The organism is Mycolicibacter sp. MU0083 (assembly GCF_963378075.1).
In the GTDB taxonomy this organism is placed as follows: Bacteria; Actinomycetota; Actinomycetes; order Mycobacteriales; family Mycobacteriaceae; genus Mycobacterium; species Mycobacterium kokjensenii.
Genome location: NZ_OY726394.1, coordinates 3686268 through 3709828, shown reverse-complemented (window position 1 = coordinate 3709828; position 23561 = coordinate 3686268). Strand labels below are relative to the sequence as shown.

At 68.4% G+C, this 23561-nt stretch carries 24 protein-coding genes; 9 read left to right on the top strand and 15 right to left on the bottom strand.

What is annotated here, in order from left to right; translation table 11 throughout:
• Complete coding sequence (gene hsaB, locus RCP38_RS17395; RefSeq protein WP_308477380.1) at positions 1-567, top strand: 3-hydroxy-9,10-secoandrosta-1,3,5(10)-triene-9,17-dione monooxygenase reductase subunit; 567 nt, start codon at positions 1-3, stop codon at positions 565-567.
• A gap of 1 nt (position 568) precedes the next feature.
• On the opposite strand, the gene RCP38_RS17390 is transcribed toward hsaB, so the two are convergent.
• Positions 569-1426 (bottom strand): alpha/beta hydrolase, encoded by an 858-nt coding sequence (locus RCP38_RS17390; protein ID WP_308474171.1) that lies wholly within the window; start codon positions 1424-1426, stop codon positions 569-571.
• A 33-nt stretch (positions 1427-1459) separates the two neighbouring features.
• On the opposite strand from RCP38_RS17390, the gene RCP38_RS17385 reads away from it, so the two are divergent.
• Positions 1460-1930, top strand: coding sequence for a hypothetical protein (locus RCP38_RS17385; protein WP_308474170.1), 471 nt, complete (start codon positions 1460-1462; stop codon positions 1928-1930).
• Here RCP38_RS17385 and RCP38_RS17380 read toward each other — a convergent pair.
• The 9 genes from RCP38_RS17380 to fadD3 are packed head-to-tail and all read right to left on the bottom strand — an operon-like array spanning position 1925 to position 11599.
• On the bottom strand, positions 1925-3190 hold the full coding sequence (locus RCP38_RS17380) for a hypothetical protein (RefSeq protein ID WP_308474169.1): 1266 nt from the start codon (positions 3188-3190) through the stop codon (positions 1925-1927). The genes RCP38_RS17385 and RCP38_RS17380 overlap by 6 nt on opposite strands.
• Before the next feature lie 9 nt (positions 3191-3199).
• Positions 3200-3601, bottom strand: coding sequence for a heme-binding protein (locus tag RCP38_RS17375; protein ID WP_308474168.1), 402 nt, complete (start codon positions 3599-3601; stop codon positions 3200-3202).
• 54 nt (positions 3602-3655) lie between these two features.
• Positions 3656-4822 (bottom strand): pyridoxal phosphate-dependent aminotransferase, encoded by a 1167-nt coding sequence (locus RCP38_RS17370; RefSeq protein WP_308474167.1) that lies wholly within the window; start codon positions 4820-4822, stop codon positions 3656-3658.
• Entirely contained in the window at positions 4819-6015 is a 1197-nt protein-coding gene (locus tag RCP38_RS17365; RefSeq protein WP_308474166.1) for an alpha/beta hydrolase family protein, read from the bottom strand. The genes RCP38_RS17370 and RCP38_RS17365 overlap by 4 nt, the downstream gene beginning before the upstream one ends.
• Positions 6012-6998 carry a linear amide C-N hydrolase gene (locus RCP38_RS17360; protein WP_308474165.1) on the bottom strand — a complete coding sequence of 329 codons (987 nt, stop codon included), beginning with the start codon at positions 6996-6998 and terminating at the stop codon, positions 6012-6014. Before RCP38_RS17360 ends, RCP38_RS17365 begins: the two co-directional genes overlap by 4 nt.
• A gap of 19 nt (positions 6999-7017) precedes the next feature.
• On the bottom strand, positions 7018-7965 hold the full coding sequence (gene ipdE2 / locus RCP38_RS17355) for an acyl-CoA dehydrogenase IpdE2 (RefSeq protein WP_308474164.1): 948 nt from the start codon (positions 7963-7965) through the stop codon (positions 7018-7020).
• On the bottom strand, positions 7966-8931 hold the full coding sequence (locus tag RCP38_RS17350; protein ID WP_308474163.1) for an acyl-CoA dehydrogenase: 966 nt from the start codon (positions 8929-8931) through the stop codon (positions 7966-7968). It lies immediately after the preceding gene.
• The gene (locus RCP38_RS17345) at positions 8928-10061 is read right to left on the bottom strand and encodes an acyl-CoA dehydrogenase family protein (RefSeq protein ID WP_308474162.1); all 1134 of its coding nucleotides are present in this window, start codon (positions 10059-10061) and stop codon (positions 8928-8930) included. The genes RCP38_RS17350 and RCP38_RS17345 overlap by 4 nt, the downstream gene beginning before the upstream one ends.
• The gene (fadD3, locus tag RCP38_RS17340) at positions 10061-11599 is read right to left on the bottom strand and encodes a 3-((3aS,4S,7aS)-7a-methyl-1,5-dioxo-octahydro-1H-inden-4-yl)propanoate--CoA ligase FadD3 (protein ID WP_308474161.1); all 1539 of its coding nucleotides are present in this window, start codon (positions 11597-11599) and stop codon (positions 10061-10063) included. The genes RCP38_RS17345 and fadD3 overlap by 1 nt, the downstream gene beginning before the upstream one ends.
• Positions 11600-11654: 55 nt before the next feature.
• On the opposite strand from fadD3, the gene ipdE1 reads away from it, so the two are divergent.
• From ipdE1 to RCP38_RS17315, 5 genes are read left to right on the top strand one after another with little or no spacing between them, the layout of a single operon-like run.
• Positions 11655-12809, top strand: a complete 1155-nt coding sequence (gene ipdE1 / locus RCP38_RS17335) for an acyl-CoA dehydrogenase IpdE1 (RefSeq protein ID WP_308474160.1) — start codon at positions 11655-11657, stop codon at positions 12807-12809.
• Entirely contained in the window at positions 12806-13615 is an 810-nt protein-coding gene (ipdF, locus tag RCP38_RS17330; protein ID WP_308474159.1) for a (5R,7aS)-5-hydroxy-7a-methyl-1-oxo-2,3,5,6,7,7a-hexahydro-1H-indene-carboxyl-CoA reductase, read from the top strand. The genes ipdE1 and ipdF overlap by 4 nt, the downstream gene beginning before the upstream one ends.
• Before the next feature lie 4 nt (positions 13616-13619).
• Positions 13620-14213: a TetR family transcriptional regulator KstR2 gene (gene kstR2 / locus RCP38_RS17325; RefSeq protein WP_308474158.1), complete on the top strand. Its 594-nt coding sequence runs from the start codon at positions 13620-13622 to the stop codon at positions 14211-14213.
• A gap of 1 nt (position 14214) precedes the next feature.
• Positions 14215-15393, top strand: a complete 1179-nt coding sequence (fadA6, locus tag RCP38_RS17320; RefSeq protein ID WP_308474157.1) for a steroid 3-ketoacyl-CoA thiolase FadA6 — start codon at positions 14215-14217, stop codon at positions 15391-15393.
• Between the two features lie 11 nt (positions 15394-15404).
• Positions 15405-16058, top strand: a complete 654-nt coding sequence (locus RCP38_RS17315; protein ID WP_308474156.1) for a TetR/AcrR family transcriptional regulator — start codon at positions 15405-15407, stop codon at positions 16056-16058.
• On the opposite strand, the gene RCP38_RS17310 is transcribed toward RCP38_RS17315, so the two are convergent.
• Positions 16055-16660, bottom strand: coding sequence for a TetR/AcrR family transcriptional regulator (locus RCP38_RS17310; protein ID WP_308474155.1), 606 nt, complete (start codon positions 16658-16660; stop codon positions 16055-16057). The genes RCP38_RS17315 and RCP38_RS17310 overlap by 4 nt on opposite strands.
• Before the next feature lie 84 nt (positions 16661-16744).
• Here RCP38_RS17310 and RCP38_RS17305 point away from each other — a divergent pair, with 84 nt between their 5' ends.
• Positions 16745-17134, top strand: a complete 390-nt coding sequence (locus RCP38_RS17305; protein ID WP_308474154.1) for a VOC family protein — start codon at positions 16745-16747, stop codon at positions 17132-17134.
• Between the two features lie 9 nt (positions 17135-17143).
• On the opposite strand, the gene RCP38_RS17300 is transcribed toward RCP38_RS17305, so the two are convergent.
• The 3 genes from RCP38_RS17300 to RCP38_RS17290 are packed head-to-tail and all read right to left on the bottom strand — an operon-like array spanning position 17144 to position 21864.
• The gene (locus RCP38_RS17300) at positions 17144-18565 is read right to left on the bottom strand and encodes a phytoene desaturase family protein (protein WP_308474153.1); all 1422 of its coding nucleotides are present in this window, start codon (positions 18563-18565) and stop codon (positions 17144-17146) included.
• Positions 18562-20379 carry a DUF3556 domain-containing protein gene (locus RCP38_RS17295; protein WP_308474152.1) on the bottom strand — a complete coding sequence of 606 codons (1818 nt, stop codon included), beginning with the start codon at positions 20377-20379 and terminating at the stop codon, positions 18562-18564. Before RCP38_RS17295 ends, RCP38_RS17300 begins: the two co-directional genes overlap by 4 nt.
• A 24-nt stretch (positions 20380-20403) precedes the next feature.
• Positions 20404-21864 (bottom strand): class I adenylate-forming enzyme family protein, encoded by a 1461-nt coding sequence (locus RCP38_RS17290; protein WP_308477378.1) that lies wholly within the window; start codon positions 21862-21864, stop codon positions 20404-20406.
• A gap of 171 nt (positions 21865-22035) precedes the next feature.
• Between RCP38_RS17290 and RCP38_RS17285 the strand changes: the two genes are divergently transcribed.
• Entirely contained in the window at positions 22036-23310 is a 1275-nt protein-coding gene (locus tag RCP38_RS17285; RefSeq protein ID WP_308474151.1) for a PucR family transcriptional regulator, read from the top strand.
• Here RCP38_RS17285 and RCP38_RS17280 read toward each other — a convergent pair.
• Positions 23289-23429: a hypothetical protein gene (locus RCP38_RS17280; RefSeq protein WP_308474150.1), complete on the bottom strand. Its 141-nt coding sequence runs from the start codon at positions 23427-23429 to the stop codon at positions 23289-23291. The two genes, RCP38_RS17285 and RCP38_RS17280, sit on opposite strands and share 22 nt — an antisense overlap.
• Positions 23430-23561 lie beyond the last annotated feature (132 nt).

Here is a 23561-nt window from a genome sequence, read left to right as displayed (position 1 = left end):
GTGTCCGAACCGTCGATCGACCCGCGCGCGTTCCGCAACGCGCTGGGTCAGTTCGCCACCGGCATCACGATCATCACCACCGTCGACGACGGGACGCCGGTCGGGTTCGCCTGCCAGTCGTTCGCCGCGCTGAGCCTGGATCCGCCGCTGGTGCTGTTCTGCCCGACCAAGCAGTCCCGGTCCTGGCAGGCCATCGAGTCCAGCGGGAAGTTCTGCGTCAACATCCTCGCCGAGGAGCAGAAGGACGTCTGCGCCCGGTTCGGCTCCCGTGAGCCGGACAAGTTCGCCGGTGTGGACTGGGAGCCGTCACCGCTGGGGTCGCCGATCCTGGCCGGGTCGCTGGCCCACATCGACTGCACGGTGGCCTCGGTGCACGACGGCGGCGACCACTTCGTGGTCTTCGGTGCGGTGCAGTCGCTTTCGGATGTCCCGGAGGTCAAGCCCCGCCCGCTGCTGTTCTACCGCGGCGACTACACCGGCATCGAACCGGACAAGACCACCCCGGCGCACTGGCGCGACGACCTCGAGGCGTTCCTGACCGCCACCACCGACGACACCTGGCTGTAAATCACGCCCCCAACAGGGCCCGGAGCCAGGCCGCCTGATCGTCGATGATCGCGGCCGATCGACCGGAGAACGGCTCGAAATGGGCGACGTCATAGCTTTTGCGGGTGACTCGCGGTGCTCGACGGGCCAGTTGCTCGATTGACCGCGCTGACACCGAACCGTCCCTCTCGCCGGCCTGAATCAGCACCGGGCAGGCCAGCTTTCGCGCCTTGGTGACCGGACGCCAGAGCGGTAACGGCAACGCGAGTCCAGCACCCACCTCGTTACGCCAACCCGGCGCGACAATCGACAGGAATCCCTCCAGTTCACCGGGGAACGTCATCCCGCCGTGATCGCCCGGGGCTGCGGAGGCCGACACCAGGGCGTCGCGCATCCCTTGCACGGTCAGCCACAGTGCATTGCGCGGATCCATCCGCAATCCGCGCAGCGTCCGCCATCTGCCGTCCAGGAACGGGCAGAGCAGGATCGCGCCGGCCACCCGGGGGTCGGCGACCGCGGCGTCCACCGCAGTGCCGCCGCTCAGCGAGTACCCCCACAGGATGATCCGGTCGGGATCGATACCCGCCAGCGACCGGGCGAATGCGATGGCGGCCAGCCGGTCGGTGAGTTGCTCCGGCATCCGGATGCGTTGCCGGGGTTCGCCTTCCGAATCACCCAGATAGCGGTGGTCGTAGGCCAGCACCGCCACCCCGGCTCGTGTCAGCGCCTCGGCGTAGCCGGCCAAGCCGTCGTTGCGGGTCAACGCGAATCCGTGTGCCATCACCACGCATGCGACATCGGCGGACGCATCGGCCGGGCGATAGAGCCAGCCCGCGCAGGCTGTCCCGGCAGATGAGAACGTGACATCCTCGCGGCTCATGGACCGGGACACTAGCCGACTACTATCCAGCGGATGAGGCGATTGGCATGGGCGGCAGGGACATGGCTCGGCTACGGCGCGGTGATGATGGAGCTGGAACGCCGGATGCGCAAAACCGGTGGTCCCGGAATCGTCCCGTTCGAACTGGCCGGCAATGCCGAGCGCGCCGGGCAGATCCTGGAGACCTGGGGATCGGACGGCCGGCGCTGGGCGCGGCTGTCGCTGTGGCTGGACTTCGGGTACATGCTGACCTACGGCGTCTTCGGACTGCTGCTCGTGGAGCGGGTTCGCGTACGCCGGGGTGACCCGATCGCGTTGCGGCTGTTGCCGATCGGCTCGGTGGCCGGTGACGCCATCGAAGGTGTGGCGCTGCTGCGGGTGCTCGACGGCGTCGACGTCGATGCCAACGCCCGACGTGCGCGCACCGCCGCCCTCGGCAAGTTCGCGTTGCTGGCGGTGGGGCTGGCCTACGCCGTTATCGGCGGGGTCCGCCCGCGGTCATGATGTGTGCCAGCATCGCTGGTGCTCGGCATGGGTGCGCAGGTACGCGCCGGGCGAGTAGAACTCGTCGTAGAAATCGGTGTCCAGGTGCTGGGCCTGCAGGTACATCAGGGCGTGCACGGTCGGCACGGTGCCGGGCAGCTTCCCGAAGGTGTCGTAGATGTAGGACGCCTGGCAGGTGACCAACTCGGCGATACCGTCGGCAGGCAGCGCCGAACCCCGGACCCGTGCGCTGTCGATCCACGGCCCCGGTGTCTGCGGGTGCGACGGCCCGCCCGGACCGAACTTGCGGGCCACCAGCTTCTGCACGCCCTCGGCGACCGTGGCCACGTGCGGCGGGCTGAGCGTCTCGAAATAGCCGGGCAGACCGGTGATGTTCGGCTGTGCTGGTCTTTTGGGACCACAGCGCGGGTCGTCGTCGGCGACGAAACCGAATCCGTTCAGCACCGAGACGCGATCCAACCCGTCGAAGATCCAGCCGCCCAAACCCATCGCCTGCAGGCCCAGCGCCCCGTTGTGGGCGGCGATGGACAATTCGGCGCTGGCCTCGGTCAGGGTGTACTGCTCGACGAACGACAGCGGCATCGGGTCGTCGGCGTGCGCCAACTGCGAAAACTCCTGCACGCCCGGGATATCGCGGCCGTTGATGTCATCGCGGACGGCGTAGCCGTTGGCGGCGAAGAACCACAGGTTCTCCAACAGGTGCTCGGCGAGATCCGCCACGTTGAAGGCCAACAGGCTGCCCGGATGGTTGCCGATCCAGGTGTTGTGGCCCTCCATGTAGGGCTCCTCGCGGGGCAACACCAGTCGTGAATCAGACAGCTGCACATAGGAATCGGCGGTACGGCTGATCCAATCCTCGATGGTGTCGAATTCGCGGTACGGCTGATCGCGGGTGGGCAGCAGGTAACAGCCGCTGTCGTCGGTGAAGAACAACTGGCTGGTGTGGAACCCGGCCGCCGACGGCATGGCCCGCCCGGTGGCACTGCCGGGATAGTTCGGCAGCGCGGGCGCGTACCCGGGGTGATGCGTGATGCCGTCGTGCCAACCGGTGCCACCGGCCATCAGCGACAGCAGCAGGGCGCGCTCGACTTCCGACAGCGGCTGGACCGGGTGCCGGCTGGTGTAGGCCAGCGCGCCGGCCGGGATGGCGCCGCCCACCGGGAACCGGCGGGACCGGCGTCCGGTGATCGCGGCGAACAGCCCGAACCCGGCCGCCGACGCCAGCGCGGCCCGCTCCTGGTCGCTGATCGACAGGGCCACGGCCCGGCCCTACTTGGTGACGGTCTCCAGCAGGGTGGCCAGCTGAGTCGGCGAGACCGCGATGCCGCACTGGCTCTTCAGGTCGGTCAGCGGCTGGGCGATGCCCTGCAGTGTCGACAACTGGTCGAGGTGGCCGATGAAGTAGCCCTGCACCGAGGACTTGGCCTGCTCCGGGGGCATGGTGGCGGCATTGGTCAGCACGTCGTTGGCCTCCGGGTGCTCGTTGAGGAACGCACCCGCCTGGCTCAGCACGCCGCTGGCGGTGCTGGACAGCCCGGCCGCCGTGCACGAACCCGGGGCCGCATCGGCGGCGGGCGAACCGGTCGCCGCGGTCGCCGCGACGGCCACCGCGCCCAGGATGCCGGCGGCTGCTGCGCCGATCGCCAGGTGAGAACCCTTGGTTGTGCGCATAGCGGTGATCCCTTCGATCAGGTGGTGGCAGGTATTGCCGGATAGCTTCTCAACCTACCGGAGCGGCAGCCACCCGCCGATCCTGCGCAGCGCTTCCTCGATGTCGCTCGTCGGGCCGGCGAACGACAATCGGACGAAGGTGTGGCCCCGGTCGGGGTCGAAGTCGATACCGGGTGCCAGTGCGACCCCGGTGTCGGCCAGCAGTTGCGCGCAGAACGCCAGCGAATCGTCGGTGTGGGCGGCGACGTCGGCGTAGACGTAGAACGCGCCGTCGGTGGGGGCCAGCCGGTCGATGCCCATACCGCGCAACCCGTCGAGCAACAGGGCCCGGTTGGCCGCATAGTGCTGCAGGTGGCCGTCGGATTCCGCGATGGCCGCAGGCGTGAACGCCGCGACCGCCGCGTGCTGGGCCAGCACCGGAGGGCAGATGGTGAAGTTGCCGGTCAGGCAGTCCACCGCGCGGCGCAGGGCCGGCGGCACCAGCAGCCAGCCCAACCGCCAGCCGGTCATCGCGAAGTACTTCGAGAAACTGTTGGCCACCACCGCGTTGCGGGAGGTCTCCCAGGCGCAGCTGGTCTGCGGCGCACCGTCGTAGACCAGACCGTGGTAGACCTCGTCGCTGATCAGCCGCACGTCGTTGGCGTCACACCAGCGGGCGATCGCGGCCAGCTCGGCCGGTTCCAGGACGGTGCCGGTCGGGTTGGCCGGGCTGGCGACGATCACCCCGGCCAGCGGTCCGGGGATCTCGGCGAGCATCTGTGCGGTCGGCTGAAACCGGGTTTCGGGGCCACACGGGATCTCGACCACCTCGCAGCCCAGCGCGGTCAGGATGTTGCGGTAACAGGGATAGCCCGGGCTGGCGATCGCCACCCGGTCCCCGGCGTCGAAGCAGGCCAGAAAGGCCAGCAGAAAACCCCCGGAGGAACCCGTGGTCACCACCACGTCGTCGGGGTCCACGCTCAACCCGTACCGGTCGGCGTAGGAACCGGCGATGGCCGAGCGAAGCTCCGGGGTGCCCAGCGCGACGGTGTAGCCGAGCGTGTCGCCGGCCAGGGCCGCCGCGGCGGCCGCCCGCACCGGTTCGGGTGCCCCCACGCTGGGTTGCCCGGCCGACAGGTTCACCAGGTCGCCGTGGGTGCGCTGGCGTTCGGCGGCGGCCAGCCACACGTCCATCACGTGGAACGGGGGGATCCCGGCGCGCAGCGCGACGCGATCGGTCATCGGTTCTCCTCCGTCATGATGCGGTGCAGGAAGCGGGTGGAATCGGGCATCGAGGCGGTCACCGTGCCGGAATGGTCCTGATCGGGATAGATGTGCAACTCCACGTCCTGATGATTGTCGACGAGCTGCCGGTACAGGGTCTGGGTGGATACCGGGGGCACGTCGGTGTCCAGCAGGCCCTGGCCCAGGAAGATCGGCCGGTCGTAGCCGTCGGTGGGCGTCCCCATGAACTCGTCGAGCGCCCCGACGATGCCCGGCAGCGTGTCGATGGGCGAACCGAACATGTCGTTGATGCGGGTGCCGGCCGCCTGCTGGTCCAGCGCGGGTTTGCACACCGTCTGCGCCAGGTCGACCAACTCGCGCCCCCGCGGGGTCAGCACCTCGTCGACGCCCAGTTCGGGATGGGCCTCGCGCAGTGCGGCCAGGATGTAGGAGGCATAGCTGACCGCGGCGGGCGAGGCGGGCGGTGACGCCATATCGGGGCCGGCCTGGATGACCACCCGTTCGATGTTGGCCGGGGTGCCGGTGGCCACCACGCCGCGGTAGTCCAGTCCGGTGCCGGCGGTCAGCCGGTCGGCCCACCAGGCACTGTTGACCGCCGCGCCGCCGCCCTGGGATTGGCCCACGATCGCCCACTTCGGTGACAGCGGCAGGTCCATCTGGTGCACGGCCCGCACCGAGTCGATCACCGAATGTGCTTCGGCGACGCCGTTGAGGTAGCTCATCAGCCCCGGTGTGCCCAGCCCCGCGTAGTCGGTGCCGACCACCAGATAGCCCTGCTCCAGCCAGTGCGACAGGTAGCGGTCATCGCGGGGGCTGCGCGGCAGGGCCGACGGGGTGCAGTCATCGCCGAGCCCGACGGTGCCGTGCGCCCAGGCGATCACCGGCCAGCCCTCGGCCGGCGCCGCGCCGCGCGGCACGAACACCGCTGCGGTGCTCACCGCCGGCCGATCGTGCTGATCCACCGTGGCGTACAGGATGCGGAACGCGTCCGCGGCGCCGCTCACCGACAGGGCGGGGGCCAGCGGTACGGATTCGATCAGTGCACCGGCGGCCGGGATCGGCCCCGCATAGGCCCGGGCGTCCAGGCCCGACCAGTCCGGTGCGGGTGTCGCGCCCGCGACCCCGCTGGTGATCGGGGCGCACAGCAGCACCGCCGCCAGGACGGCCCCGATGATCCGGACCGTGTTCACGCGGTGATGCCGAGGAAGGTGAACGGCTCGGCGGTCTCGAAATGTGCGGAGGTCTCCCCGGCGTAGGTGTTCGAGTCGTCGTCGCCGAGGGCCAGTCGGAGCGCCGGGGCGCCCTCGGTGAGATCCAGCTTGTTCAGATCCACCCAGAACACGTTGGGGGTCAGGGCGGATTCGAAGAAGTACAGCTTGCGAGTGTGATGGGCCACGGTGCGCCAGCGCGTCGAGGAGATGTTGGGCTCGTCGGCCGTGGAGATGCCGAACGGCACCGAGACGTTGCGGACCACGCTGAGCACCGAGGCGATCGCCACCCGGGTGTCCTCGGCCTGCGGAATCGCGTTGACGTAGAACGATGCCCGCGCGAATCGGTCCGCGGCCCGGTTGGTGCCCGGCAGCATCACGGTGCCGCCGAGCTGTTCCCAATAGGCGTTGACCGCCAACTGCTGTTCGAACAGCGGTGAGTTCGTCATCACCTGGTAGTCCCGACTGTGGTGGATCACCGGTCGGCCGTCGACGTACTCGATGATCGCACTGTCGCCGGTCGCATCCGAGATCGACAGATGCAGGGTCGCCATGCGGTCTTCGCCGGGTACGCCTGCGGTGAGTACGTCAAAGGAGTTGGCGCTCAGCGCGGCGACCGCTTCGGCCACGGTGGCGAAACTGTCCAGCACGTATTGGGCCCAGGCCGCGATCGTCAGGCCGGGCCGGGACGCGTCGTGGGACGGGTAGTGCGATTCGGCCAGCCACAGCAGGTTGGCGGACAAGCCGGCCTCGTTGAGGCCGTCGGTGGTGCAGATGTTGTAGCCGCTGGCCACCACGCTGCCGTAACGCGACGTCCACTCCAGGGAGTTCGCGCCCACCTCACCGCTGCGGCGCATCCCGCGGGGGAATGCCCAGAGATCCGTGGACAGCTCCCACTTCCAGTCCATCGACCGCCCGGTGATGATGTTGCCGTTCGGGCCCAGATAAACCAACCGAGTACACATGCCGCCTACCGTAAGGGGTTCAGAGCACCTCTGCCCGCAACCGGCGCAACTGCTCGGCCGGCTGACCCAGTAGCTGCGAACTGCCGTGCGCGCGTTTGAAGTACAGCTGGATGTCGCTCTCCCAGGTGATCGCGATGCCGCCGTGCAGCTGCACGGCCTCGCCGGCCACCTTGGAGAACGCCTCGCTGGCGACGACCCGGGCCAGCGCGGCCGACGTGGCCGACGGCTCGGCCACCGCGTCGTCGACGACGGCGCGCGCCGAGGAGACCGCCACGTACAGGTCGGCCATCCGGTGCTTGAGCGCCTGGAAGCTGCCGATCGCCCGGCCGAACTGCACCCGCGACTTGGTGTACTCCACGGTCAGGTCCAGGCAGCGGGCGGCCGCGCCGACCTGCTCGGCGGCCAACAGGATCGCCGCGTAGTCCGCGATACCCGGGTCGGCGCCGATCGGTGCCGTCTGGCCGGCGGTGACCCGCCCGAGCCGGCGGGTGGGGTCCATGGTGGCCGCCGGTTGGCTGCTGAATTCGGTCCAGCGTTGCAACTGGCCGTCCTGCGCGCCGACGACCACATCGGCGATGTCACCGTTGACCGCATAGTCGGTGCCGAACACCACCGCACCGATCGCGGTGCCCTCCGCCAACTGCTCGAGCGTCGCGGCGTCCGGCTCCGGCGCGGCCAGCAGGGCCAGCTCGGCCAGTACCGTCCCCAGCAGTGGGGTCGGTACCAGCGCCTTGCCCAGTTCCTCGAGAACCACGGCGGCATCGCCCAGCTCGCCGCCGGCGCCGCCGAGTTCCTCGGGCACCACCAGCGCCGCGGCGCCGACCTGCTCGCACAGCAGCTGCCAGAGGTTCTCGTCGTAGCCGCGTTCGGACTCCATCGCGGCGCGCACGGCTTCGGGGTTCGCGTGCTTGTCGACCAGTGCCGCCACGGTTGCGCGCAGCAGGTCGCGTTCTTCGTTGTGTGCCACTTAGATCACCTCCAACACTCGCCGACGGTGGGCGGTCGGGTCACCCCAGGCCGGGCGCAGCGCCTGCACCCGCAACAGCCACAGCGACAGGTCGCATTCGCTGGTGAAGCCGATGGCACCGTGGGTCTGCAGCGCGGAATGGGCGGCCAGCAGGGCCGCATCGGAGGCGGCCACCTTGGCCGCACTGACATCCCGGGCGGTGTCGGGGGAACCGTCCGCATAGGACAGTGCCGCGCCGTACACCAGCGGGCGGGCCAGCTCGAGCGCGATGTGCACATCGGCCAGCTTGTGCTTGATCGCCTGGTAGCCCCCGATCACCCGGCCGAACTGGGTGCGCTGCTTGGCGTAGTCCACGGCGATGTCCAGCATGGCCTGCCCGGCCCCGATCAGCTGCGCGGCGGTGGCCAGCGCGCCCATCTCGTAGGCGCGCACGGTGTCGGCGTCCCAGGCGTCGTCGCCGGCGGCGACGTCGAAGACGCCGCGGCTGGGATCCACCGAGGCGTGCCGGGTCCCGACCTGCGCGGTGGCGGCCCGGCCGGCCTCGGCGTGCAGCACCAGCCCGGCGCGATCGGCATCGACCGCCCGCGGGGTGTGCGGCGGCAGCGCCACGGTGGCGATCAGCTCACCGGCGGCCAGGCCGGCCAGCCGGTCTGCCGCATCCGGGGCGCCGGCCAGCAGGATGGGCGCCACCGCGATCGATTCCACCACCGGACCCGGTACACACCAGCGGCCCAGCGCCTCGATCGCCAGCACCACGTCGACCGGGTGGGCGCCGATGCCGTCGAACTCCTCGGGAACCGCCAGCGCGGTCACCCCGAGTTCGGTGAGTCGGCTCCACACCGCCCGGCCCGGTTCGGCGTCACCGGCCGACCAGGCGCGCACCGCGCCCGGAACGTCGGCGGCGCCCAGGGCGGCGTCGATACTGGCCGCGAAGTCGCGCTGATCTTGGTCTAGATCGAATTTCATTTCTTCTCCCGGGGCAGGCCCAGCAGCCGCTCGGCGATGATGTTGCGCTGAATCTCGTTGGTGCCGGCGTAGATCGGCCCGCCGAGCGAGAACAGGTAACCGTGGGTCCAGGCGTCGGCGAGTTCGCCGTCGGCGGCGCGGATGTCCAGACCGGTCTGGTGCAGGGCGACGTCGAGCTCGGACCAGAACACCTTGGTCACCGAGGACTCCGCGCCCAGCTCGCCGCCGGCGGCCAGCCGGGTCACGGTGCCGAAGGTCTGCAGCCGGTAGGCCTGGGCTTTGATCCAGGCATCGGCCACCGGAGCGGTGAACGCCGGGTCGCTACCGTGTTCGCGCCACATCGCCGCGAGCTTCTCCGCACCCACCAGGAAGCGGGCCGGGCTGCGCAGGCTCATCCCGCGCTCGTTGCTCGACGTGCTCATCGCCGCACGCCAGCCCTGGTTGGGCTCACCGATCACGTCGTTGTCGGGGACGAAGACGTCGTCGAGGAAGATCTCACCGAAACCGGTCTCGCCGCCGAGCTGTTCGATGGCACGCACGGTGATCCCGGGCGCTTTGAGGTCGAACATGAAGTAGGTCAGGCCGTGGTGGCGCTGCGCTTCCGGGTCGGAGCGGAACAGCCCGAAGCCGCGCTCGCCGAACGGCGCCCGAGAACTCCAGATCTTCTGGCCGTTGAGCTTCCAGCCGCCGTCGACCTTGGTGGCCGTCGAACGCAGCGACGCCAGGTCGCTGCCGGACTCCGGCTCGCTCCAGGCCTGCGCCCAGATCTCCTCGCCGGAGGCCATCTTCGGCAGCACCCGGTCCAATTGCTCCTGAGTGCCGTGCGCGAACAGGGTCGGCGCCAGCATCGAGGTGCCGTTGGCACTGGCCCGTCCGGGTGCACCGGCGCGGAAGTACTCCTCCTCGTAGACCACCCACTGCAGCAGGGTGGCGTCGCGTCCGCCGTACTTCTTCGGCCAGGCGATCACCGACAGCCCGGCGTCGAAGAGCACCTTGTCCCAACGGCGGTGCTGCTCGAAGCCCTCGGCGATGTCGTAGGAATGCGTGGGGAACTTGTCCCGGTTGTCGTTGAGGAACTGCCGGACCTCGGCCCGGAAGGCCTCGGTCTCGGCGTCGAAATTCAGATCCATCACGTCATCTCTCGTAATAGGGGCTTGACGACCTTGCCGCCGGGATTGCGTGGCAACGTCTCGAGGAAGGCCACCGAGCGCGGCGCCTTGAAGTTCGCCAGATGTTCACGGGCGTAAGCGATCACCGCGGCTTCGTCGAGCGCGGCGCCGGGCCTGCGCACGATGAAGGCCCGACCGACTTCACCCATCCGCTCGTCGGGCACCCCGATCACCGCCACGTCGGCCACGCCGTCGAGCCGGCTCAGCACCTGCTCGATCTCGGCGGGATAGACGTTGAAGCCGCCGCAGATGTACATGTCCTTGAGCCGGTCGGTGATCCGCAGATTCCCGGCCGCGTCGACGGTGCCGATATCGCCGGTGTGCAGCCAGCCGTCGGCGTCGATCGCCGCGGCGGTGGCCTCGGGGTCGTCGAGATAGCCGAGCATGATGTTGGCGCTGCGCAGCAGCACCTCGCCGGAGTCGTCCAGGCGTAGCTCGAAATCCCCGATCGGGCGCCCGCAGGTGGTGGCGACGGTGACGGCGTCGTCGTCGGCGCGGCACATGGTGCCGAACCCGCCGGACTCGGTGAGCCCGTAGGCCGTCAGCACGATGTCGATGTCGAGTTCGGCCTGCATCCGCTCGATCAGCACCACCGGCACGGTGGCGGCGCCGGTGACGGCGAACCGCAGCGAGGAAAGGTCGTAGCGGTCACGGTCGGGATGGTCCAGCAGGGTCTGATAGATCGTCGGCGGCCCGGGCAGCACGGTGATCCGGTGCTCCTCGATGGCCCGCAGCGCGCCGGCCGGGTCGAAGACGACCTGCGGGATCAAGGTGGCCCCGGTCTGCAGGCAGGCCAGGATTCCGGCCTTGTAGCCGAAGTTGTGGAAGAACGGGTTGATGCACAGGTAGCGGTCGGCCGCGGTCATCTGGCCGCACTGTGCCCAGGCCGCCGGCCCGGCCAGCGACTGCCGGTGTGCGCACAGCACGCCTTTGCTGCGGCCGGTGGTCCCGGAGGTGAACAGGATGTCGGAGAGGTCGTCGGGTGCGACGGCCGCCGCGCGCGCATCGACGTCGGCGGCCGGCACCGCGGCCCCGGCGGCGATGAACTCGTCCCAGGATGCAGCGGCTTCGACGTCGTCTTCCTGGACGGGAATCCGCACCACGCTCTGCAGGTCCGGCAACTGTGCCCGGTCGAGTTCGGCGAGCCGGTCGGCCTTGAGGAACCGGCCCATGCCGACCAGTACCTTGGCATTGCTGCGGGCCAGGATGTCGGAGGCCTCCGCCGCGGTGTAGCGGGTGTTCAGCGGCACCAGGACGCCCCCGGCGTAATGGGTGCCCAGGCAGGTGATGACCCAGTGCCAGGTGTTCGGCGACCACAGCCCGACCCGGTCGCCCGGTTCGACGCCGAGGGCGATCAGGGCCGCGGCGGCCCGGCGGACCTCGTCGCGCAGCTGCGCGTAGGTGAAGCGGGCGGACTCGGTGACCAGGGCGTCGTGGTCCGGGAGCGTGTGCGCGATGTGGTCGAGGGCCGCAGGAGTGGTCTGCGGATCGCTGATCATGAGGGCTCCCGACTCGGGCTAACAAAGCAAGTGCTTGGTAGGTTAGCCTACAAGGGTGCAAGCAGTCGAGGAGTTCCGGGCTGAGGTCCGCGCATGGCTGGCCGACAATCTGGTCGGGGAGTTCGCCGAGCTCAAGGGCCTCGGTGGCCCCGGGCGCGAGCATGAGGCGTTCGAGGAGCGGATGGCGTGGAACCGCCATCTGGCCGACGCCGGCCTGACCTGTCTGGGGTGGCCGACCGAGCACGGTGGTCGCGGCCTGTCGGTCGCCCACCGGGTGGCGTTCTACGAGGAGTACGCCCGCGCCGACGCGCCCGACAAGGTCAACCATCTCGGTGAGGAACTGCTGGGGCCGACGCTCATCGCGTTCGGCACACCCGAGCAGCAGCAGCGTTTCCTGCCCGGCATCCGCAACGTCACCGAACTGTGGTGCCAGGGCTACTCCGAACCGGGCGCCGGATCCGACCTGGCCAACGTCGCCACCACCGCCGTCCTCGACGGCGGGGCTCAGCAGTGGATTATCAACGGCCAGAAGGTCTGGACCTCGCTGGCGCACCTGTCGCAGTGGTGCTTCGTGGTGGCCCGCACCGAGAAGGGCTCTAAGCGGCACAACGGCCTGTCCTACCTGCTGGTCCCGCTGGACCAGCCCGGGGTCCAGATCCGCCCGATCGTGCAGCTGACCGGCACCTCGGAGTTCAACGAGGTGTTCTTCGACGACGCGGTCACCGACGCCGACCTGGTGGTCGGCGAGCCCGGCGACGGCTGGAAGGTCGCGATGGGCACGCTCACCTTCGAGCGGGGCGTCTCGACCCTGGGCCAGCAGATCCGCTACGCCCGCGAACTGTCCTCGCTGGCCGAACTCGCGCAGCGCAACGGCGCCGCCGACGACCCGCTGATCGCCGAGCGCCTGACCCGCTCCTGGGTGGGGCTGCGGGTGATGCGGTCGTACGCGATGGCCACCATGGATGTCGAACAGCCCGGGCAAGACAATGTGTCAAAACTGTTGTGGGCCAACTGGCATCGCGACCTGGGCGAGCTCGCCATGGACGTGATCGGGCACGACTCGATGGTGCTGGCCGACGGCGAATTCGACGAGTGGCAGCGGCTCTACCTGTTCACCCGCTCCGACACCATCTACGGCGGGTCGAACGAGATTCAGCGCAACATCATCGCCGAGCGGGTTCTCGGCCTACCCCGGGAGGCAAAGGGATGAGCTCGGCCGATATCTCCAAGGATCTGTCCAAGGCGCCGGAAGAGATCGCCGGACACGGACTGCTCAAGGGCAAGACGGTCCTGGTGACCGCCGCCGCCGGCACCGGGATCGGTTCCACCACCGCGCGCCGCGCACTGCTCGAAGGCGCCGACGTGGTGGTGTCGGACTTCCACGAGCGCCGGCTCGGCGAGACCCGCGACGAACTGGCCGGCCTCGGGCTGGGCCGGGTCGAAGCGGTGGTCTGCGACGTCACCTCCACCGCCGCGGTCGACGCACTGATCGAGACCGCCGTGGCGAAGATGGGCCGGCTCGACGTACTGGTCAACAACGCCGGCCTCGGTGGGCAGACCCCGGTCATCGACATGACCGACGACGAGTGGGACCGGGTACTCAACGTCACGCTCAACTCGGTGATGCGGGCGACCCGTGCCGCGCTGCGCTACTTCCGCGATGCACCGCACGGCGGGGTGATCGTCAACAACGCGAGCGTATTGGGCTGGCGCGCACAACATTCCCAGTCGCACTATGCCGCCGCCAAGGCCGGTGTGATGGCCCTGACCCGCTGCAGTGCGATCGAGGCCGTCGAGTACGGGGTGCGGATCAACGCCGTCTCGCCGTCCATCGCCCGGCACAAGTTCCTGGAGAAGACCAGCTCGGCGGAGCTGCTGGACCGGCTCGCCGACGACGAGGCGTTCGGCCGGGCCGCCGAGCCGTGGGAGATCGCCACCACCATCGCGTTTCTGGCCAGTGACTACTCCAGCTACCTGACCGGCGAAGTCGTCTCGGTTTCCAGCCAGCGCGCCTGATGCCATGACGCGCCGAGACGAACTCCTGAACCTGGCTGCGGCGATGATCGCCGAGCGTGGCCTGCGTGCCACGACCGTGCGTGACATCGCCGACGCCGCAGGAATTCTCTCGGGCAGTCTGTACCACCACTTCTCCTCCAAGGAGGAGATGGTCGACGAGGTGCTGCGCGATTTTCTGGACTGGTTGTTCGCCCGCTACCAGCAGATCATCGATTCCGAGTCCGATCCGCTCGAGCGGTTCAAGGGGCTGTTTCTGGCCTCGTTCGACGCGATCGAACACCGGCACGCCCAGGTGGTGATCTACCAGGACGAGGCCAAGCGGTTGTCGGCCCAGGAGCGGTTCTCCTACGTCGATGAACGCAACCGCCAGCAACGTAAGATGTGGCTCGACGTGCTGGCGCAGGGCGTTGCCGCGGGTTGTTTCCGACCCGATCTGGACGTCGACCTCGTCTACCGCTTCATTCGTGACACCACCTGGGTATCGGTGCGCTGGTACAAACCGGGTGGACCACTGACCGCCGAGCAAGTCGGCAACCAATACCTCGCCATCGTCCTGGGCGGCATCGCCGCTGCGGAGACCAGCAAAGAAGGAGTCTGAAATGGCCGCTGAAGTATCTGAGGCTTACGTCATCGATGCCGTGCGCACCGCGGTCGGCAAGCGCAACGGGTCGCTGGCCGGGATCCATCCGATCGACTTGGGCGCGTTGGCTTTCAACGGTCTGCTGGACCGGGTCGGGATCGACCCGGCCGCCGTCGACGACGTGGTGGTGGGCTGTGTGGATGCGGTCGGCGGCCAGGCCGGCAACATCGGCCGGCTGGCCTGGCTGGCTGCCGGCTACCCGGAGGGCGTGCCCGGGGTGACCGTGGACCGGCAGTGCGGTTCGTCGCAGCAGGCGATCTCCTTCGGCGCCCAGGCCATCATGAGCCGCACCGCGGACCTGATCGTCGCCGGCGGCGTGCAGAACATGAGCTGGATCCCGATCTCCTCGGCGATGGTCGTCGGTGAGCAGTTCGGCTTCACCTCGCCGACCAACGAGTCCAAGAAGTGGCTGGCACGCTACGGCGACGCCGAGGTCTCGCAGTTCCGTGGCGCCGAGGCGATCGCCGAGCGCTGGGACATCTCCCGCGAGGACATGGAGCGGTTCGCGCTGCAGAGCCACCAGCGGGCGTTCGCCGCGATCGCCGAGGGCCGCTTCGACAACGAGATCATCCCGGTCAACGTGGACGGCACCGAGTTCCGCACCGACGAGTGCCCGCGTGAGTCCACCCTGGAGAAGATGGCCGGCCTCAAGACCCTCATCGAGGGGGGCCGGTTGACCGCGGCGGTGTCCAGCCAGATCTGTGACGGGTCCGCGGCGGTGCTGCTGGCCTCGGAAAGCGCAGTACAGGCGCACGGTCTCAAGCCGCGTGCCCGGATCCACCACATCAGCGCCCGCGGTGACGACCCGGTGATCATGCTGACCGGCCCGATCCCGGCCACCCGCTACGCGCTGGAGAAGACCGGGCTGAGCATCGACGACATCGACGTCGTTGAGATCAACGAGGCGTTCGCCTCGGTCGTGCAGGCCTGGAACAAGGAGTTCCCGATCGACCCGGCCAAGGTCAACCCCAACGGCGGGGCGATCGCGCTCGGTCACCCGCTGGGGGCCACCGGAGCCAAGCTGTTCACCACCATGCTCAACGAGCTCGAGCGCACCGGTGGTCGGTACGGCCTGCAGACGATGTGTGAAGGCGGTGGCACCGCTAACGTCACCATCATCGAACGGCTCGACGGCTAAAATTCCGGGTTATGGCAGTGACGACGACGGAGACGCCCGCGGGTCGCAAGATCCGCGGGCTGGACGCCGAGCAGCGCCGCGCCCAGCGCCGTACGCAGCTCTTGGACGCAGCATTCGACTTGTTTGCCCGAGACGGGTACACCAACACCTCGATCGAGCAGATCTGCCAGACGGCCTACGTGGGCAACAAGGCGTTCTACGAACTGTTCGACAGCAAGGAAGACTGCTTCCTGGCGTTGCTGAGTGAGATCGGTGAGCGCATCAAGGAGCAGGTCTCCGAAGAGCTGAAGGACGCGGTGGACGACACCGAAGAGGGGACCGCGCGGCGGGTTCTGACGGTGTTCGCGCGGGCACTGGTCGAAGACCCGCGGGTCGCGGTGGTGTCGTTTCGGGAGTGCACCGGAATCTCCCAGCGCGTCGAGGACCTACGTCGGGAGAACCGGCAGTGGGCGGCCGCGGCATTGGAAGCGTTCTGGCGCAGCCACGCGAAAACCGGGGACGTCGTCGACTACCGGGCGATGGCGGTGGCCACCGTCGGGGGACTGTTCGAGACCATCGCCGACTTTCTACACCCGAGTGACCCGGCGCGGTCGATGGACGACCTGACTCGCGATCTCGCGGCCTTCGTGATCGCGGTCGGCAGAGGAATCCACCAGCGTAGTTAACCGGCGATCCCGGTGATGATGTCATCGACCGTTCGCTGGGCCAACACGTCCAGATCGGCGCGCGGGGTACCCCGCAGCGGGCCGCGCAGGGCCAGTTCGGCGAACCCGTGCACTGCCGACCAGCACGGCCACTCCGCTCCGGCGCGCCGATTCGGTTGCAGGGCACCGGCGTCCATCATCGCATCGAGGGCTTCGACCAACGCCTGGAACGGCGACGGGACGGGGCCGTCGCCGAGGGCCGCGGAGCCGGAGCCGAAGAAGGCCACGCTGAACCAACCGGGCTCGTCGAGGGCGAACCCGATATAGCCCAGGCCCACGGCACGTAGCCGCCGGCGGGCCCGGTGCTGCGGGGTCCCGCGCGGGTGCGACGGGGCCAGCATGCGGGACGCCATCCGGTCCCCGATCGCGACGGCCACCGCCTGCAGCAATGCCTCACGATCGGCGAAGTGGCGATAGGCGGCATTGGGGGACACGCCCGCGCGCCGCGTCGCCGCCCGCACGGTCAGCGCCTCCGGGCCACCGGTGCGCGTGAGTTCCAGGCCGGCGTCCACCAGTGCTGTGCATAGATCGCCGTGGTGATATCCGGACTTCGTGCCGACCAACTCTTGACAGTCCCCTCGCGTAGAAGTGTACGGTGTCAACATAGTAGATGTGGACGCTGTACACATGGAGATGGGGTAAGTGAGATGGGTGCTGTCGAGGTCGGTTTGAAGACGATCAACCTGGTATGCGTGCCGACCGTCGAGCAGGACAGGGCGGTCGCGTTCTACGAGGCGCTGGGCTTCGAGAAGCGCACCGACGAGGCGTTCGGCGACGGGTACCGCTGGATCGAGGTCTACCCGCCCACCGGCGGGACCGGTATCGCGCTGGCCCCGCCGCCGCCCGACAGCGGGCCGGTCACAGCCGTCGACACCGGCATCACGTTGAACACCGATGACATCGACGCCACCCATGCCGCCATGCGCGACCTCGGCGTCGACGTCGACGACCAGGTGTCCCGGATGGGCGACCCCGTCCCGCCGCTGTTCATGTTCCGTGACCCGACCGGGCACACCCTGATGGTCGTCGAGGTCTGACCGGGCGGCTCAGCCGACGCGGCTGAGGTGCTTGAGGGCGGACCGTGCGGCGTGAAAACCGCACATGCCGTGCGCCCCCGGTCCGGGAGGCGTTGCCGCCGAGCAGATGTAGCTCCCCGGTATGCCCAGCGAATAGGGGTTCAGCGTGGTGCGGGGTCCGAATACCAGTTGCCGGATGTCCTTGGCGCCGGTGATGATGTCACCGCCCACGTAGTTGGGGTTGTAGACCGACATCTCGGTCGTCGACCGCACCGCCTGCCCGACGATCCGGTCGCGGAACCCCGGGGCGAATCGCTCGATCTGGCTGATGATCGCCGCGGTCGCGTCGCCGGTGTAGCCGTGCGGCACATGGGCGTAGGTCCACACCGGCACGATGTCGCCCGCCGCCCGACCCGGGTCGGCCAGATACTGCTGCCCCACCAATACGAACGGGCGCTCCGGCATTCTCCCGGCGTGGATGTCCCGTTCGGTGGCGGCGAGTTCGGCGTAGTCGCCGCCGAGGTGGACGGTGCCGGCCCGGTGTGCCTCGGGGTTGGTCCAACCGACTCCGCCCTCGACGGCGAAGTCCACCTTGAAAGCGCCCGGACCGTGCCGGAATCTGCGGTAGGCGCGCGACACCCGCGCGGGCAGCAGGTCGCCGAGGATATCGGCGACCGCGCCGGGTGCGAGGTCGAACAGCGTCACATCGGTGCGCGGCAGCTGAGTGGCGGACTCGACCCGGACCCCGGTCTCGATCTTGCCGCCCAGATCGACCAATAGATCCACCAGCGCATCGGTGATCGATTGCGAGCCGCCGGCAGCGACCGGCCAACCGTACCGGTGGCCGGCGGTGATGATACCGATACCGATGGCTGCGGTCATCGGATAGTGCAACGGCCGGAAGGTATGCGCCGCAACGCCACCGAACAGTGCCCGGGCCCCCTCGGTGCGGAACAGTCGTGCCACGGCGGATGCGGGCAGCACGGTCGGTGCCCCGAACCGGGCCAACGCCAACGGGTGATCCGGTACCCGCAACAGGGGGCCGGTGATCGCGGACGACAGGGCGTCGAACCGTTCTGCGGACGGGCCGAACAGCAGTCGCCAGCGCCGACCGTCGGCGCCGAGGCCGGCGGCGGTGTCGTCGACCGAACGATGCAGGATCCCGGCGGTGCCGTCGTCCAACGGGTGTGCGCAGTCGATCTCCGGCCAAAGCCAGCGCAGGCCGCGACGCTCCAGATTCAAGCCGTTGAGGAAAGGGGAGCCGACAGCCATCGGGTGAATCGCAGAGCAGTGGTCGTGGAGCAGTCCGGGGACGATCGCCTCGCTCGATCGGGCGCCGCCGCCGACCTCGTCGGCCGCCTCCAGCACCGTGACGTCGACGCCTTCGGCCGCCAACGTGACCGCGGCGGCGAGCCCGTTGGGCCCGCCGCCCACCACGACCGCGGATGTCACGCGGACGCGCCCTGACGGCGCCGACGGTGGCGGCCGGTGTGGGCGGCCCCTCCCGACAGGGTCCAGGTGACCTGGGTCGGGATCGGCCCGTTCGGCAGCCACGGTTGCTCGGCGACCGCGTCGGCGACCTTCCAGGTGCCCCGCTCCGTCACCCCCAACGCCGCATCGATCACCTGATAATGCTGCACCGTGCTGGCCCACGCCTGCGACTCGACCCAGACGACCACCAGTTCGCCCGGCTCGAACCCGGCCTCGCGTTGCACGGCGGCGACCATCTCCGCGTTATGCAGGTGACCGTCACCGAAGTTGAATCCGATCAGCGAGTTACACGCGAACTCCGCTTCCCGAACGGTGCGTGAATCGATGTCGGCGAGATTCTTCAGCAGCACCGAGAACAATCCCCGCCCCTGACTGTGCATGGCCCGCCAGGCGATCGCCTGCTGGGTGGTGATCTCGGCCCAGATCGGTTCGTAGCCGAAGTCGACGAACTGGTCCACGAGATTCTTCGCCGGGCGGGTGACGCTGTTCAGTTTCGCCTCGGCACCCGGCGCGAACGCCCACACAGCCGACGCCCAGTTGCCGGAGTACTGGCGCAGTGACGGCAGGAAGGACACCTTGTCCGGGCGGAAATTGCCCAGCACCGGGAAGAACAGCAGGGCCGCCACGATGGCCAGCGTCAGCCACGGCGAGGACATGTCACCGACCGCATAGCCGTCACCGGCCGGGAAACCCAGGAACAGAAAGACCGTGGCATAGGCGAAGACCGCATTCCATTCCAGCGGCACCGCCAGCGGGAAGGTGGAGATGATGAACAGGTGGAAGCAGACCATCAACGCCGCCGCCGCCAGGGTCAGCCGTACGTCGGTGGAGAAGAGCAGGACCAACGGGGTGATGACTTCGACGGTCGTACCGAGGACGTGCGCCATCGCCTCGGCAGTCCGCGACGGACGCAGATCGCGGGGAAAATCGCGGTACTGCAAGCGTTTCAGCGCATTGAACGGCACCAGCGGAGTGTTGCTGATCATCGGCGGGATGACATTGGCGAAGTGCTTGCCGAACTTCGAGACACCGGCGCCCACCCACACCACCACGATCAGCAGCTTCAACGCGACGATCATGTCGGTGAAATGCGAGAACGGCAGCGCGGCGAAGAAGAACAGTGCGGGCAGGTACTGCTCGCCTCGAGCCGCCAGGAATACTGTCTTGTCCCGCAGTCCGATCACGATGAGCAACACGATGATCGTGCCGAGCAATACCGGGGACACCAATCCGGAGGCGTTGTGCGGCCGGGCCTGCGCGAGCGAGTCGCAGTACTTTCCCGGACCGGTGAGTGCGGCGGCGAGGACCGCCAGCAACAGCAGATAGACGGCGACGTCGAATCGGGTACGGCGGTCACCGGCGGTGAACGGCACCCATGACCACGGCCGCAACCGAATCGTTCCCGGCTTCGCCCAGAACAGTATTCCGCCGGTCATCGGTTTGACCTTGCCGCACAACGGCCCCCACGCACCCGCCACGCCGACGGCTTCGAGCAGCACGGTCCACAGGATCACCTTCTGATAGACGATCGGCTCGTTCCACCACTGCGACACGTGCCAGAAGGCCGGCAGGCCCGAGGTGGCCGTCGCGACGGTGATGCCGCCGAGCACGAAGAAGAAGAGCAGTTTGGACAGGTAGATCGCGTGCACCATGCGCGGCGACCCGAACCCGTGATCCACCCAGTTCGTGGCGAGTATCCGAACACGCTCCATCAGGGGTTTGGCGAGGAATTCGTCCGGATCGACGTCGGGCAGGTCCGGCGTGGTTAGCCCCATGATTGCGCTCCTTCTTCTTGAGGTTCAGGCGGTGTGGCTGTCGCGGCTGCGCAGTGTCGGCTTGTCGATCTTGCCGATCGGATTCTTGGGAAGATCGTCGATGATCGTGATTGCCACCGGCCGTTTGTATTTCGAGAGCGAACGCTGCAGATGGGCAGCGATCCCCTCGACGTCGTCGGTGGCGCCCGGCTTCAGGGAGACGTAGAGCACCGGAACTTCGCCGTACACCGGATTCGGCCGGCCGATCACGGCGGCCTCCATGACCCCGGGGAGTCGGTAGACGACGCTCTCGATCTCCTTCGGGTAGATGTTCTCGCCGCCGCGGATGATCATGTCCTTGGCCCGATCCACCAGCACCAGATAGCCGTCCTCGTCGACGCGCCCGACGTCCCCGGTGTGCAACCAGCCGTCGACGATCGTCTTCGCCGTCTCCTCGGGCCGGTTGAGATAGCCGCGCATGACGTTGGGGCCCTTGATCAGTACCTCGCCGGTCTCGCCGGCCGCCACCTCGCTGCCGTCGGGGCCCACCACCCGGATCTGCTGTCCGGGCAGCGGCAGCCCGACGGTCCCCGCCTTGCGGATTCCGTGCAACGGGTTTCCGGTGCTGGCGCAGGTCCCCTCGGACAACCCGTAGCCTTCGATGATCGGTGTGCCGTAGCGGGATTCGAATGCGGCGAGCAATTCCACACTGGCCGGTGCCGCCCCGCAGACGGCAAAACGCAGGCTGGACGTATCGGGCCGGATCTCGTCGGGCAGATTGCACAGCATCGTGTAGATGGTGGGTACGGCCGAGAAATAGGTGGGCCGGTGGCGCTCGACGAGTCCGAAGAACGCGTCCGGGCTGAACCGGCCGGCGATGACGGTGCTGCCGCCGGCAAGCAGCGGTGACAACACGCTCACCACGATGCCGTTGACGTGGAACAGCGGCAGTATGAGCAGGCTGCGGTCGGCGCCGGTCAACTCGAATGCCTCGATCACCATGTCGCACATCGCGATCAGGTTGGCGTGGCTGAGCATCACGCCCTTCGGACGACCGGTGGTGCCGCTGGTGTAGATGAGCAGGGCCAGCGTCTGGCCGTCCTGCCCGGTAGGGCCGGTGTCGGCGGTCGGGTCGCCGTCGGAGAGTTCCCTGGGAGTCACCGTCGGAACGGGTGCCGATGCGAGCGGCTCGCCGGCGATCAGCAGCGCTGCACCGGCGTCGCCGATCTGGTAGCCGACTTCGTCGGCCACCAGGGACGGATTGACGGGGGTGACCGCGGCGCCGATTCGCCAGGCCGCGAAGAGCGCCACGACGAACTCGATGCTGTTGGGCAGCATGACGGCCACGACGTCGCCGGCTGATATGCCGCGTTCGCGCAGCGTTACCGCGGCACGCTGCACGGCGGTGAGTAACTCCGCGTTGGTAAGGCTCATCCGATCGTCGGCAACCGCCGAACCCGCCGGAGCCTGTCCGGCGCGGAGATCCGGTAGTGCGCTGAGTTTCATAACCGTTCCTGACCGGCCGTGGCCTTCGTGAGATTCATGGAAACTAATTTGCGTGCTGCCCTCGGCGCTATGTTTCGCGGCGATCATGTCTGGGATCGCAGTTGTCTCCCGGCAACAAGTAATCGGACTGAACGGCGTGCTCAGCTGTAGATCGGGTTCTACGATTTGTTCATGGCGGAGCCTGAGTCGGTGGGGGCCGCTGCGATCGCCCATTCTGCGGCGGCCATCGCGGCGCGATTGTCCGGTCGCATCGATGACGTCACCGCGGCCATCTACCAGCACCTGGTTGACGAGATCTCCGAACTGCGCGGGGACCCCCAGCTGCTGGACCTGTTGCGGGACAGCACCGAGGGCAACGTCGACACGTTGTTTTCGGCCCTTCGCCACGACATACCGATCACCAATGTCGAGCCCCCGACCGCCGCGCTCGAATATGCGCGGCGGTTGGCCCAGCGCGGCGTGTCGGTCAATGCACTGGTCCGCGCCTACCGGCTCGGTCAGCAGACCCTGCTCGGCGTGGTGCTGGACGAGGTCCGCGACACCGGCCTGGACCCGCAACGCAGCCTGGACATGCTCCGCCAGATCACCGTCACGACCTTCAACTACATCGACTGGATCTCACAGCAGGTGATCGCCACCTATCAAAGCGAACGCGATCGGTGGCTGGAGACGCAGAACAGTACGCGAGCACTGCGGGTCGGTGAGCTGTTGGAGACCGACACCGACGTCGCCGACGTCGACGCGACCAGTGCTGCGATCGGATATCCGCTGCGCCGATCACACCTCGCCGTGGTCATCTGGTGCCGCGAGACCGGCCAGGGTGACGAACTGGGCCGGATGGAGCGATTCATCCGTGACCTGGGCGAGAATCTGGGAAGCCACGGTGCGCCGCTGTTCGTGGCGGCGGACACGGTGACCGCCTGGGGCTGGATTCCGCTCACCGCCGCCGCCACCGACGATGCGGTGACGTGCGCGCGCCGGTTCGCCGAACGGCATCCCCAGCTCCCGTCGCTGGCCATCGGCGATCCGCTCTCCGGTGTCGACGGTTTCCGGCACTCCCATCGGCAGGCGGTGGCCGCGCACACCGTTGCACTGGCCGCAGGTGGGCAGGATCAGCGCGTCGTCGCCAACGCCGATCCGGGCCTGGCCGTGGCGGCACTGCTCAGCGAGAACCTGACCGCGGCACGGGGATGGGTCTGCGATGTCCTCGGCCCGCTCGCGTCGACCACGGAGAGCGACCAGCGACTGCGGGAGACGTTGCGGGTCTTCCTGCAGGCCGGCTCAAGCTACAAGGCTGCCGCCGCGGAACTGAACATGCATTTCAACACGGTGAAATACCGGGTTCAGCGGGCCGAGCAGCGACGTGGCCGCCCGATCGACGATCGCATCGAGGTGGAACTGGCGCTGGTGCTCTGCCACTGGCTTCACAGCGCGGTATTGCGCTGAGCCCTCGAGTTCTTCCGCACGTCGTCGATCGCGTGGTATCCGCTGATCGCAGCGGGCAACAGGATGGGCCACAGGACCAACACCAGGACCAAGGCGATGGGGGCGAGATTAAGGATCATGACCGACTTCGATTCTCCGCCTAGCGGATCGATGGAATGTTTCCGATCGAACGCGAGGCGTTGAATCTGGTTCTCGGTGTGGGCTTCTGGCTTCGCGTCCGCGCTGAAAGCTATCCAGAAGACGGGTGAGCG